Origin of the sequence: Sphingomonas sp. GV3 (assembly GCF_031082075.1) — a bacterium.
GTDB classification, from domain to species: domain Bacteria; phylum Pseudomonadota; class Alphaproteobacteria; order Sphingomonadales; family Sphingomonadaceae; genus Sphingomonas; species Sphingomonas beigongshangi.
Genome location: NZ_JARWLE010000001.1, coordinates 3425316 through 3436925 on the forward strand (window position 1 = coordinate 3425316; position 11610 = coordinate 3436925).

An 11610-nucleotide genomic window follows, 5' to 3' on the forward strand; every position below is an offset into this window, starting at 1 on the left:
GGGGGCAAACCTCTTCGGCTCTGATCAAGCAAATCCTTCTAGCCGCGATCAGGCCAGTCCATCCGTTGGATCATGTGATCGCAGCAGCGCTTTCTGTCGGCCTCTTGCTCGGCGTGACGCTCGGCGCCCTGGCCGCTCTGGTGCCATCGCCAGAGTTTGGAACGGCGGTTGTGCGACTTCCCCTTCTGACGATTTCTTTTCGCGCAAAAGTGGGTGTGATGGCGGAGCGGCAGCAGGTGAGACGGTGCCGCTCACTGCCGTAATGCCTTGTTCAATCAATCTATTGATATCAACAGTCGCGTTCACACTGCAATTTTTCAGAATGAAAAGCAGCAATGCGACGAGAATAACAGCCGATAAGTTGCGCTTTTTCAGCTTCTCCGCGAGATCAGGACTAAAGCCGGCGACTTCCTGAATGATATCTCTAGCGGATAAATTATCATCACTGGCTTTTTTGGCTATCTTTTGGATGGCTGCGATTGTTTCGCGCGACCAAAGTGGGGCAGATTTGACCTTGACGTCGTCGCCGCTGAGATCAAAGACGCCGTCGATGATTTCAGCTGTGCCGCCGCATTGCGGGCAGCGGGTGTAATTGCCTACCATCGAGATATTTGGACCGAAGAGCCCGAAGCTCGTCTCGGAGATATGGCCACAGGCCGAACATTTTGCAGGTAATGATACCACGCCACAGGCCTCGAATCGTGAACGAGGCTTTGACCGTAACCTAATTGCTTGTTGGCAGCGAATCGCGCTCGGGTTATGGTGCTGCCGCCCTCAAGGGCTCCGGTGATTACGGCACCGGACACCGCCCCCTGATGTAACACCCTGGGGGGACGATTGTGACCGTAGCCGCAAAGCCTGCCCTGGTGGAATATGTCGAGGACGGCATATCGACGTCCTTTGCCGCGCCGTTCCGCTACGAGGCAGCAACCGATCTCATCGTCGAGAGAATATTCGACACCGGCCAGGTAACGCTCCTCGCGATGGGGAGTGATTATACCGTCAGCAGCGGCGCCACTGACGCCGGGGGCACGGTTACGCGGACAACTGCAACCAATGGCGCCACGCTGCGGATCCGACGGGATACCGCCAGGGCGCAGCGAATGGCCTATCCGACTGGTGGTCGCTTTCCAGCGGAAAGCCATGAGGCTGCACTCGATCGTTTGATGTTGATCGCGCAGGAGCAGGACGCCGCGGCGGCAGATATCACGGATCGCGCATTGCTGACAGCCCCCGGGGAGGTTCTAAATCCCCTCAGCGGTTCGCGTCCTGGAAAGGTTATCGGCTTTGGAGCCGACCCGGCACAGCCTCTGATGCTCTCCCCGGGCGGATCGGACGCAGCACTCAGGGAGGATCTGGCGAGCGGCCCTGGCGCTGCATTGGTCAGGTTCGCCCCGGAATTCCCTGGCGCTTCACCACGAGCGCTCGGGCGTAAAGCTGCCGAGGTGGTGTCGGTCATCGATGCCGGTGCCAAGGGTGACGGCATCACCGACGACACCGCCGCCTTCAATGCCGCCATCGCTACCGGCAAGACCGTGATCGTACCGGCGACCGTCTTCGACGGTACGACGATGGTGCGTGCGCGCTACTCCGTGGCTGACATTGATGTCGTCGATCGACTTCATATCCGCGGTGAAAAGGACGGGTGGAATAATGCACCACTGCTGCTGGTGCGTTCGACTGGCGCAGCCGCCTTCCTCAACAGCTCGGATGAAATACGTTTTTACCTGACGATCGAGAACCTTGCTTGTGGCGCGGCCTTGGGGGTTACTGGCGCTTCGTTCTACAAGCAGACAAGGCAGGACCGTTACTCCGCCTACGCAACTTTTCGAAACATTGAAACGATGCTCAGCCTTCAGGTGAGTTATATCATAGCTCCAATCTTTGTCTTGTGGGATCGTTGTCGGGATGGCGGAGAAGGTAGTGCCAGTGATAACCAGCATTGTTTTATTCAGGCACTTGCGCTTTCCTATGGGCAGCGGGACCAGTTCAACGTCATCCGTATCAAGGATTGCATCGTCAACAATGCGTTCGGGACGCAGGGCGCGATTATTGCCTCGTACGGTGTCACCTGGAACATCGAGAATACCGATTTCGAGGCGCTTAAGTGCTCTGCGTTCGTGGGCTATAACATCGACCAGCTGCGTATATCGGGGTGCTGGATCGAGGGCGTGCGTGCCGCGAATACGATCCAGCTTCGTAACTACGCAGGCACCCCGGCATCGTCGCATGCAGTGATCGATACCGTCAATTTCGTCTTCAACGGTACGGGCGGGACGGAGGTGTCAGAGGTGTTGGGCATTGACGAGCTCGGCAGCGCGGTCGTGAAGCACAGCACGTTCAACCTGGTTCCTGCCGGCGCGAAACTCACGACGACGGGCAATCGACTGACCGTCAATGTGGACAACCGTGCGGTGAGCGGTGCTGGTGCAGCCAGCTTCTTCGATGGAACCCACCACGAGTCCTTCGCTGGAGGGCGCCGCCTCTTGCAGGGCGCGGCGGATAACGGCGTGACGGGTATGACACTCCAGACGTCGGGCGGCTTTTCTGCCCCCCTGGGTTTGCTGTCCCGCAGCGGAGTCGATGTTGGGACAGCTTTCGTCAACATCGCGGACAGTCAGACCGGGTTCGGCGGAACCGTAACAATCTCGGGCTTCGACGCTGGCGACGGTTCGATGTTTCGCTTTGTGAAGAATTGGTTGGCAGGCACGATGCAAGACGTTGTTCCACCCATCAATAACACCACGCGTACGATGACCTTCCAAGTCACCGGCAATTCGCTTCAGATGAAGACGGACGCCGGCGCGCTCAAGGTCTCTACGACGATGCAACACTGAGGCTGGCATGTCCGATTTCATCTCGCAGCTCGATGCTAATGTCAGCGCAATCCAGAGCAATAGTGAATTTGGTAGTGGCACTCAGCGAGTCGCCGCGATCACTGTTCATGGCTTACGGGGCTTGGCTCGCGATCAGGCGCTTGGACGACTGCATGCTGCGATGGCAACGGCCGAGGGGCTCTATCGCGAGTGGCTGACAGAGGCACTCGCGATCGTTCATGCCGCGGCGTCGGCCGACGCAGATGCTTGAGGGGCTCACATCAATCATTGGTTCATCGTTTGAGCGGGCGCCTTGGGGATGGGGTCTGCTGCTGACCGTCACCGTGGCTCTGATCCGAGGGTGGCCAGCGATCGTCGACGCGACGACCAAAGCCAAAACGGCGCTGGGTGATCGTCGCCTGTCCCGGATTGAGAAACTCGAAGCAAAGATCGAGGTCCAGAACGCCTCGCATGAGGTCGAGGTCGGTCTTCTCAGGCACCAGTTGAACAATGTCATCGGCTGCCTCGATGCGCTGTTGCTGCTCATCGAGACGGCACCGGACAAGGCGGCCGAGCACGCCGCGCGGATCCGGGCGATGCGCAAAGAGCAGAGCAAAACGGCGGTCGTCGAGAAGGCGACGATCAAAGGCACACGCGTGGCCGTTGCGGAAGCCGCCGCCCTCGTGGCCGAGAAGGGTGTATCATGACAGTTGATCAGGAGATCCAGGCCGTCATCATTCGCGAGGGCGACTACAGCAATCACCCCGCCGATCGCGGCGGCCCGACGCGTTGGGGGGTCACCGAGCAGGTGGCTCGGGCGTACGGTTACGCCGGCGATATGCGAATCTTGCCGCAATCGACGGCTGCGCAGATTTACCGGCGGCAGTACTGGACCGATGTGCTCTTCGATCAGGTCGCGCTGCGTTATGCCCGCGTCGGATCGGAGCTGTTCGATACTGGCATCAACATGGGCCAGGAGATCGCCGGCGGCTTCCTTCAGCGCGCGCTTAACCTGCTCAATGCCGGCGCAACGCTTTGGCCAGATCTGAAGGTCGACGGCCGGATCGGGGCCGTGACGCTCGCGGCGCTCGACAGCTACAAGCAACGCCGCGGCATTGGGGGCGAGGCTGTCCTGCTGAAGGTGCTCGATGGTTTTCAGGTGGCGCGATACGCTGACATAACAGAGGCGCGCCCCGCCAATGAGGCGTTCTTCTATGGTTGGATCGCCAACCGCATCGGGCAGGCCGCATGACCGGGCCCGGCTGGCCCAACGAACGCGGATGGCTGACGATCGGCGCTTGGACGCTGTTCGTCTACATCATCTCGCTGGTGGCGTTCATCCCCGAGCTGGACAAGTCGCAGCTCTTCACCGCGCTCGCGTCCGGCGTCGCCGGCGCCATTCTGCGCGATGTCTATGGCATGTGGACCGCATCGACGAAGGCCGGCGCCGAGCTGGCCGGCAAGGCGATGGACGTGCTGCATCGCCAGTCTGAAATCCCGGCCGGCACTCCTGCCGATCCGGTGTCGACGAAGGAAGTCTCATGAACCTTGGCAAGATCCTGAAGGCCTTTGCGGTCATCGCGAAGCCGACCGCGCAGGCCCTCGCGACCGCTGCGATCACGGCCGCGGCACAGGCCGCGGTGGACAAGCTCAACAAGCCGAAACCCGGCTGATGCCGTTCCAACATCAGTCCCTAGCTGTTGGGTAATTGGAATGATTTCGGCGGCTAAGTATTTGATATTGCATGGCCGCTAAAGCTTGGAAGGCTGCTGCACTACCATTGTGCTATACCCGCCCGCGCCATCGACCACCGTCGGTGGAGCGCCGTTCTAGCGGCTGAGCCGCACGATGCAAGCGTCCAGCCATGGTTCACCGCTTGCTTACCACTGCGCGGTTAGATGGCCGCATGTCCGAAGCCATGCAGCCATCCGCACCTGCGCGCCCCCCGTCGGCCGTCAGCACCGGCGTCGGGGTCGCGGGGGTGGTCGGGCTGATGGCCTGGCTCGTGATCGCCGGGCATGTCGGAATGGACGGGCCCTATGCCGCGCTCGTCGCGCTCGCCTGGACCGCCGTGCCGATGATCGGCTGGTCGCTCGCCGTCGACAAGGTGCATCGACGGGCGAGCACCGGCATCGACTGGACCCTGCGCCGCCGCGGTCGCGAAGCCGTCGACGTCAGCCTGACCAAGATCGCCGGGCTGTTCGCGACCTGGGGCGCGATCGCGCTCGTCTACTTCACCGGGCGGTTCTACTGGCAGGGCAATTTCGCCTTTGCCATGTGGTGCCTGACGTGGAGCGTGCCGGTCGTGGCGCTGCTCGCGCTGCCCTACGTCTTCTGGCTGGACCGCCGCCTTGTCGAGCCACGGGACGGTGCATGGCATTTCGGTGCCTGGCTGACCGGTCAGGCCGGGTGGGAGGCAGCCGCCATCCAGGGCCATCTGCGCGCCTGGGCGGTCAAGGGCTTCTTCCTCGCATTCATGCTCGCGATCGTGCCGGGCGGCTATGGCGCGCTGATCCGCACCGACCTGAGAGCCGCGCTCCACGATCCCGCCGCGCTCGGGCAGTGGCTGATCGCGCTGATGTTCGTGGTCGACGTGATGATCGCGACGGTCGGCTATGTCCTGACGCTGCGTCCGCTCGATTCGCATATCCGCAGCGCCAATCCGTTCGCCGCCGGCTGGACCGCCGCCCTGATGTGCTACCCGCCCTTCATCCTGATGGAGACGGGCGGCCCGTTCGACTATCATCCCGGCACGCAGGAATGGACCGTCTGGTTCCAGTGGCATCCGTGGCTGCTCGCCGGCTGGGGCGGGCTGTTGGTGCTGCTCACCGCCATCTACGCCTGGGCGACGGTGGCGTTCGGCCTGCGCTTTTCCAACCTGACCAACCGCGGCATCCTGACGCACGGCCCCTATGCCCTGTCACGCCATCCGGCCTATCTGTCGAAGAATCTGTTCTGGTGGGCCTCGACCCTGCCGATCCTGTCGACCGGCGGGATCGTCGATGCCGTCCGCGCCACGCTGCTGATGGCCGTGGTCAGCGGCATCTACTACTGGCGCGCGAAGACCGAGGAGCGGCATCTGGGCATGGACCCAGAGTATCAGGCCTATAGCGCCTGGATGACGCGATACGGCGTCGTGCCCCGGTTCTTTCGCTGGCTGACGGGCCGGTAGAAACGAGGTGCGCGGTGGGCGTCGAGCCCAAGCATCGCCAAGGTCGTGCGGGCAGCCGCCATCGTTCCGCGCGAAAAGTCACAAAAGTCGCACAGGTTAGCGGGGTACCGTGAAAGCGGTCGCAACGCCGCTTCGAAGAATTCCCAACGATTACAAAGAGCGTTAACTCTTATAGCATAATCCTGGCCGAAAAGCCAGTTTAGAAGCTCGCCTCTGCATAGACGCGGCTGATGTCGCCCTGCCAGTCTCCACTATAGGCGTCGAGCAGCCGCTGCGCCGGGACCTTGCCGCTGCGAACCACTTCACGAAGCGGATCGAGGAAGCCGGTCTCGTCGTCGCCTGCGGCATTGGTCCGCGCGCGCGCCGAAAGACCCGCGTGGGCGATGTCCAGCACCTGGCCCGCGATATCGGCGAGGCGGCCACCGCCCGGCAGCGGCGCGTCGAGGCCGCGCTTCGGCACGGCATCGCGAAGCGCCTGGCGATCGACGATGTCCCAGTCCTTGACGAGGTCCCACGCCGCATCGAGCGCGCCACCGTCATAGAGCAGGCCGACCCAGAAGGCGGGCAGGGCGCAGATCCTGTTCCACGGACCGCCGTCGGCGCCGCGCATCTCCAGGAAGGTCTTGAGCCGCACCTCCGGGAAGGCGGTGGACAGATGGTCGTTCCAGTCGTCCAGCGTCGGCTTCTCGCCGGGCAGCACGCTGAGTTCGCCCTTCAGAAAGTCGCGGAACGAGAGGCCCGCCGCGTCGATGTACCGGCCGTCGCGATAGACGAAGTACATCGGCACATCGAGCATGTAATCGGCATAGCGCTCGTAGCCGAAGCCGTCCTCGAACACGAAGGGCAGCATGCCCGTGCGCGCCGGATCGGTATCCGACCAGATGTGGCTGCGGTAGGAGAGGAAGCCATTGGGCTTGCCCTCCGTGAACGGCGAATTGGCGAACAGCGCGGTCGCGAGCGGCTGCAGCGCGAGTCCGACGCGAAACTTCTTCGCCATGTCCGCTTCCGAGGCATAGTCCAGGTTCACCTGGATCGTGCAGGTGCGCAGCATCATGTCGAGCCCCATGGTGCCGACCCGCGGCATGTGACGCAGCATGATCGCATAGCGACCCTTGGGCATGATCGGCAGCTCCGCGCGCGCCTTGTCCGGCCACATGCCGAGGCCCAGGAAGCCGAGGCCCAGCCGTTCGCCCGCCTCCTTCACCTGGCGCAGGTGACGGCCAGTCTCCGCGCAGGTCTGGTGCAGATTTTCGAGCGGGGCGCCCGACAGCTCGAACTGTCCCGCCGGCTCCAGGCTGACGCTGCCGTCGGTCCCGGTCAGTGCGATGAGGTTGCCGTTCTCCTCGACCGGTTGCCAGCCGTGGCGCTGCAGGTCGACCAGCAGGTCGCGGATGCCGCCGGCCTCGTCCCAGGCGGGCGCGCGATGATCCGCGGTGCGGTAGACGAACTTCTCGTGCTCGGTGCCGATCCGCCAGCGCTCCGCGGGCTTTTCGCCGCGCGCGAAGCTGGCGATCAACTGGTCGCGCGACTCGATGATCGGCGAGTCCTTCATCGTGGCGGTCTTGGTCGTCATGATCCGCGCCTTACGCGGGGATGAACAGGGGCGCCAGTGATCAAGTTAGCCCGCTTCGGACCAGTCCCCGGCGGCCGCCATCCACACCGATATGGCCGCGGCAGCGGCCGTGTCGGCGCGCAGGATCCGCGGCCCCAGCCCGACGCCGACCGCGGCGGGATGCGCGCGGATCGCGGCGCGCTCCTCTTCGGTGAAGCCGCCTTCGGGGCCGATCAGGATCGCCGCCGGGCCACGCCGCGCGCGCATGGCGTCGAAGGCGGGCTCGCCGCCCGTCTCGTCGGCGAAGAACAGGGCGCGCTCTTGCGGCCAATCGCGCAGCAAAGCGGCAAGCTTGACCGGCTCGACGAGCGAGGGAAGCGCCGTGCGCGCGCATTGCTCCGCCGCTTCGACCATGTGCGCGCGCAGGCGGTCGAGCTTCAGCTTGTCGACCACGGTGCGGCTGGTGAGGACGGGAACGAGGCGATCGACGCCGAGCTCGCACGCCTTTTCCGCCAGCCAGTCGACCCGCCCCTTCTTCAGCGGGGCCGCGACGAGCCACAGGTCGGGCACCGGCTCGCGTGGGCGCAGGCATTCCACGACCTCGACCGTCAGGTCGCGCCGTCCGACGTCGCGCGCGACCGCCAGCCATTCGCCGGTGGCGTCGTCGAACAGCTTGACCGGATCGCCGGGGGCGAAGCGCATAACGGAGACCAGGTAATGGGCGGGGGCGCCATCGATGCGCAGCATGCCCGCGGCCAAGGGGGGGGCGACGAACAGCCGCGGCGTCGATTGCGGCGGCCAGGCGGGGGTAGCGGTCACGGGCGTCTCCGGCGGGCCTGTCGGGCCCAGATCTTGCGGGCGAGGATAAAGGCAAGCAGCGCCGCGGCGGCGACAGCGACCACCGCCACGCTCACCACGCCCGCAACGCGCAGGATCGCCCAAAACAGCGCCTCCACGAAGCGGCCAACCGCCACCGACAATCCGATCATGTCCCCCGCTTGCCCGACATTTGCGGCAAGCGCGAGGCGGGATTCGCCGGCTGGCCGGGATCGTCGTCGCGTGCGGGGCGCCGTCGGCGGAAAGGTGAGGGGTTGCGGTCGTCGCGGCGGCGGGGAAAGGGGTCGGCATGACCACGACCAGCGAAGAGATCGTACCCGACAGCGAGCACAAGGGGCTCGTGGGTCGGCTGCCGCAGCCGCTGCGCGGGCTCGCCCTGCTTGCACGGTTCGACCGGCCGATCGGCTGGTGGCTGTTGTTCTGGCCCGGCGCATGGGCGGTGGCGCTGGCGGGCGGGGCGATCGCGCGCTGGGACCTGATCCTCTGGATCCTCGCGGGCAGCATCGCGATGCGCGGCGCAGGCTGCGTCTACAACGACATCGTCGACCGCGACCTGGATGCGCAGGTGGCGCGGACGCGCAGCCGGCCGATCCCCAGCGGGCAGGTGTCGATCGGCCTCGCCTGGGGCTGGCTGGTCGCGCTGTGTCTCGTCGGGCTGGTGGTGCTGATGCAGCTCCACGGTCTCGCCATCGGCGTCGCACTCGCCAGCCTCGCCCCCGTGGCGGCCTATCCGTTCATGAAGCGCATCACCTGGTGGCCGCAGGCGTGGCTGGGGCTCGTCTTCTCCTGGGCCGCACTGGTCGGGTGGAGCGAGGTGGCGGGCGACCTGTCGGCGCCGATGTGGCTGCTCTATGCCGGTTCGATCGCCTGGGTGATCGGATATGACACGATCTATGCGCTGCAGGATCGCGAGGACGATGCGCTGATCGGCGTGCGCTCGTCGGCGTTGCGGATGGGCACGCACGTGCGCGGCGGCACGGCTACCTTCTATGCCGCCGCGGTGGCGCTGTGGGGCGGGGCGCTGTGGTGCGTCCGCCCCGATCCGCTGGCGCTCGTCGCATTGCTGCCGGTCGCGGGGCATCTGGCGTGGCAGGTGGCGACGCTTCGCCCGGACGACGGTGCCGGCGCGTTGCAGCGGTTTCGCAGCAACCGGTTCGCGGGCCTGTTGATGTTCCTCGCCTGCCTGGTGGTCGGCAGCGCCTGATCGATCGCGGGCGAGGCCGATCGCCCGGGATCAGGCGGCGACGGAACCCGCCCCCCAGCCGCGGCAGGCGAGCGCGCGTGCCTCCTCGACCGGAAGCGGCCGGCCGAAATAATAGCCCTGGACCTTGGTGCAGCCGAGGTCCTGCACCATGCGATGCTCCGTCTCGGTCTCGACGCCCTCGGCGGTGGTCGCCATGCCGAGGCTCTGCGCGAGCGCCACGACGGCGCGGATGATGGCGATCGCCTCCTTCACGCCCTGCGACGCGCCCTGCACGAAGCTGCGGTCGATCTTGATCGAGGAGAATCGCGTGCGCGACAGATAGCCGAGCGACGAATAGCCCGTGCCGAAGTCGTCGAGGCTGAGCCGCACGCCCAGGTCGAGGATGCTCTCCAGCACCTTCGTCGCGCCCAGGCCCTCATGCATGAACACGCTTTCGGTGACCTCGAGCTCGAGCCGCTCGGGCGACAGGCCGGAGCTGGCGAGCGCGCTGGTCACCACCTGCACGAAATTCGGGTTCTGCAGCTGGTCGGGCGAGACGTTTACCGCGACGCGGATGTCCGACGGCCATTGCGCCGCCTCGTGGCAGGCGGTGCGCAGCACCCATTCGCCGATCGGCTGGATCAGGCGCGCCTCCTCCGCCAGCGGGATGAACTTGGCGGGCGAGACATTGCCGAACTGCGCGCTCTGCCAGCGCACCAGTGCCTCGAACCCCTTCAGCCGCGCCGATTCCGCGTCGACGACCGGCTGATAATTCAGGTGCATCTCGCCTTTCTCGATCGCCTGGCGGAGCGCCATTTCGAGGACTCGGCGTTCCTCCGCCTGGACGTGCAGCTCGGGCTCATAGGCGTGGTAGACACCGCGTCCCGCATCCTTGGCGCGGTATAGCGCGAGGTCGGCGGAGCGGATCAGCATCTCCGCCGTCCGCCCGTCGCGCGGCCCGACCGCGAGCCCGACCGACGCGCCGATGTAGAGCGTATGCTGGTCGACCTCATAGGGTTGCGACAGCGTCTCGATGATGCGGCGCGCCAGCGCCTCGATGCGGGTGATGTCCGAACCGTCGCGGACGACGACGGCGAATTCGTCGCCGCCGAGGCGGCCGCACATCTCGCCGCTGCCCATCAGGTGCGCCAACCGTTCCGACACGCGGCCGAGCAGGCGGTCGCCGATCGGATGGCCCAAAGTGTCGTTGACCGCCTTGAAGCGGTCGAGGTCGATCATCATGAATGCGCAGCGCCCGCCCCATTGTTCGGCGTCGCTCATCGCGCGCTGCAGCGTCTCGTTGACCTGCAGCCGGTTGGGCAGGCCGGTCAGCGTGTCGAACCGCGCCATGCGATCGATGCGGTCTGCCGAGGCGCGCTGTTCGGTGACGTCCGAACCCACCCCCCGGAAGCCGCAGAACGCGCCCGACGGATCGAAGCGGGGCGAGGCGGCGAGTTCCCACCAGCGCTCCTCGCCGCCGACATAGACGGGCAGGCGCAGGTCGCGGAAGCTTTCGCGGCCCTTGAGCTTCTCCGCCAGCGTGCGCAGGCCCGGTGCGAAGGCCCCGGTTTCCCAGCTCGGCCCGGCGAGCACCTGGAGAAAGGGTTTGCCGTTGATCGTCAGCGGGTCGAGACCGCAGGCGAAGGCGAACCGCGGCGAGGCCTTGACGATGTGGCGCATCGCGTCGGTTTCCCACAGCCAGTCCGCGTCGGCCTCCTCGAACTCCCGCAGCAGCAGGCTGACCGTCTCGTCACGCTCCGCCAGCGCGATCTGGCTGGCGCGGATGATGACGAGCGAGCGCGCCCGGTTGAGGCAGGCGAGCACCAGCAGCCCCGTGAACGCCGCCGTCGCTCCCGCCTGCGCATAGGCGCCGACGATCGCCAGCTGCGCGAAGACGATGAACCCCAGGCCGCCGACGAAGGCGATCGTCGCGAGCGCGAGCGGCGCCATCGCGACCGCGCCGGCGGTCATCAGCACCGACAGGATCATCCAGAGCGCATAGGCGGCGCCGGGCGCCCCGCCGGACAGGAACAGGACCGGCGGCACGGAC

13 protein-coding genes are annotated in these 11610 nt (G+C 65.5%); 8 read left to right on the plus strand and 5 right to left on the minus strand.

What is annotated here, in order from left to right:
* Positions 1-48: 48 nt before the first annotated feature.
* Positions 49-684 (minus strand): hypothetical protein, encoded by a 636-nt coding sequence (locus tag RF701_RS16255; protein WP_308815577.1) that lies wholly within the window; start codon positions 682-684, stop codon positions 49-51.
* Between the two features lie 182 nt (positions 685-866).
* On the opposite strand from RF701_RS16255, the gene RF701_RS16260 reads away from it, so the two are divergent.
* The 7 genes from RF701_RS16260 to RF701_RS16290 all read left to right on the plus strand — a co-directional run bounded on the left by RF701_RS16260 (position 867) and on the right by RF701_RS16290 (position 5988).
* Positions 867-2837 (plus strand): glycosyl hydrolase family 28-related protein, encoded by a 1971-nt coding sequence (locus RF701_RS16260; RefSeq protein WP_308815578.1) that lies wholly within the window; start codon positions 867-869, stop codon positions 2835-2837.
* A 7-nt stretch (positions 2838-2844) separates the two neighbouring features.
* Positions 2845-3087 carry a hypothetical protein gene (locus RF701_RS16265; protein ID WP_308815579.1) on the plus strand — a complete coding sequence of 81 codons (243 nt, stop codon included), beginning with the start codon at positions 2845-2847 and terminating at the stop codon, positions 3085-3087.
* A complete protein-coding gene (locus RF701_RS16270) occupies positions 3080-3523 on the plus strand; it encodes a hypothetical protein (protein WP_308815580.1) in 444 nt (147 codons plus the stop codon). Before RF701_RS16265 ends, RF701_RS16270 begins: the two co-directional genes overlap by 8 nt.
* Positions 3520-4068 carry a glycosyl hydrolase 108 family protein gene (locus tag RF701_RS16275; RefSeq protein ID WP_308815581.1) on the plus strand — a complete coding sequence of 183 codons (549 nt, stop codon included), beginning with the start codon at positions 3520-3522 and terminating at the stop codon, positions 4066-4068. Before RF701_RS16270 ends, RF701_RS16275 begins: the two co-directional genes overlap by 4 nt.
* A complete protein-coding gene (locus RF701_RS16280) occupies positions 4065-4361 on the plus strand; it encodes a hypothetical protein (protein WP_308815582.1) in 297 nt (98 codons plus the stop codon). Before RF701_RS16275 ends, RF701_RS16280 begins: the two co-directional genes overlap by 4 nt.
* Positions 4358-4489, plus strand: a complete 132-nt coding sequence (locus tag RF701_RS16285; protein ID WP_308815583.1) for a hypothetical protein — start codon at positions 4358-4360, stop codon at positions 4487-4489. The genes RF701_RS16280 and RF701_RS16285 overlap by 4 nt, the downstream gene beginning before the upstream one ends.
* Positions 4490-4734: 245 nt before the next feature.
* Complete coding sequence (locus tag RF701_RS16290; RefSeq protein WP_374758660.1) at positions 4735-5988, plus strand: isoprenylcysteine carboxylmethyltransferase family protein; 1254 nt, start codon at positions 4735-4737, stop codon at positions 5986-5988.
* A 199-nt stretch (positions 5989-6187) separates the two neighbouring features.
* Here the strand turns inward: RF701_RS16290 and RF701_RS16295 are convergent, their stop codons facing one another.
* From RF701_RS16295 to RF701_RS16305, 3 genes are read right to left on the minus strand one after another with little or no spacing between them, the layout of a single operon-like run.
* On the minus strand, positions 6188-7561 hold the full coding sequence (locus RF701_RS16295; RefSeq protein WP_308815585.1) for a glutamate--cysteine ligase: 1374 nt from the start codon (positions 7559-7561) through the stop codon (positions 6188-6190).
* A 45-nt stretch (positions 7562-7606) separates the two neighbouring features.
* A complete protein-coding gene (locus RF701_RS16300; protein ID WP_210356702.1) occupies positions 7607-8359 on the minus strand; it encodes a 16S rRNA (uracil(1498)-N(3))-methyltransferase in 753 nt (250 codons plus the stop codon).
* Positions 8356-8529, minus strand: coding sequence for a hypothetical protein (locus RF701_RS16305; protein WP_308815586.1), 174 nt, complete (start codon positions 8527-8529; stop codon positions 8356-8358). The genes RF701_RS16300 and RF701_RS16305 overlap by 4 nt, the downstream gene beginning before the upstream one ends.
* Positions 8530-8666: 137 nt before the next feature.
* Between RF701_RS16305 and ubiA the strand changes: the two genes are divergently transcribed.
* Positions 8667-9581 carry a 4-hydroxybenzoate octaprenyltransferase gene (ubiA, locus tag RF701_RS16310; RefSeq protein ID WP_308815587.1) on the plus strand — a complete coding sequence of 305 codons (915 nt, stop codon included), beginning with the start codon at positions 8667-8669 and terminating at the stop codon, positions 9579-9581.
* A 30-nt stretch (positions 9582-9611) separates the two neighbouring features.
* Here ubiA and RF701_RS16315 read toward each other — a convergent pair.
* Positions 9612-11610, minus strand: a 1999-nt coding sequence (locus tag RF701_RS16315) for an EAL domain-containing protein (protein ID WP_308815588.1), incomplete at its 5' end; no start/stop codon positions are given.

What these genes read in the sequence shown, in the direction of transcription:
- RF701_RS16265 (WP_308815579.1), top strand. Translation starts at nt 2,845, where the DNA reads ATGTCCGATTTCATCTCGCAGCTCGATGCTAATGTCAGCGCAATCCAG.
- RF701_RS16270 (WP_308815580.1), top strand. Translation starts at nt 3,080, where the DNA reads ATGCTTGAGGGGCTCACATCAATCATTGGTTCATCGTTTGAGCGGGCG.
- RF701_RS16275 (WP_308815581.1), top strand. Translation starts at nt 3,520, where the DNA reads ATGACAGTTGATCAGGAGATCCAGGCCGTCATCATTCGCGAGGGCGAC.
- RF701_RS16280 (WP_308815582.1), top strand. Translation starts at nt 4,065, where the DNA reads ATGACCGGGCCCGGCTGGCCCAACGAACGCGGATGGCTGACGATCGGC.
- RF701_RS16285 (WP_308815583.1), top strand. Translation starts at nt 4,358, where the DNA reads ATGAACCTTGGCAAGATCCTGAAGGCCTTTGCGGTCATCGCGAAGCCG.
- RF701_RS16290 (WP_374758660.1), top strand. Translation starts at nt 4,735, where the DNA reads ATGCAGCCATCCGCACCTGCGCGCCCCCCGTCGGCCGTCAGCACCGGC.
- RF701_RS16295 (WP_308815585.1), bottom strand. Translation starts at nt 7,561, where the DNA reads ATGACGACCAAGACCGCCACGATGAAGGACTCGCCGATCATCGAGTCG.
- RF701_RS16305 (WP_308815586.1), bottom strand. Translation starts at nt 8,529, where the DNA reads ATGATCGGATTGTCGGTGGCGGTTGGCCGCTTCGTGGAGGCGCTGTTT.
- ubiA (WP_308815587.1), top strand. Translation starts at nt 8,667, where the DNA reads ATGACCACGACCAGCGAAGAGATCGTACCCGACAGCGAGCACAAGGGG.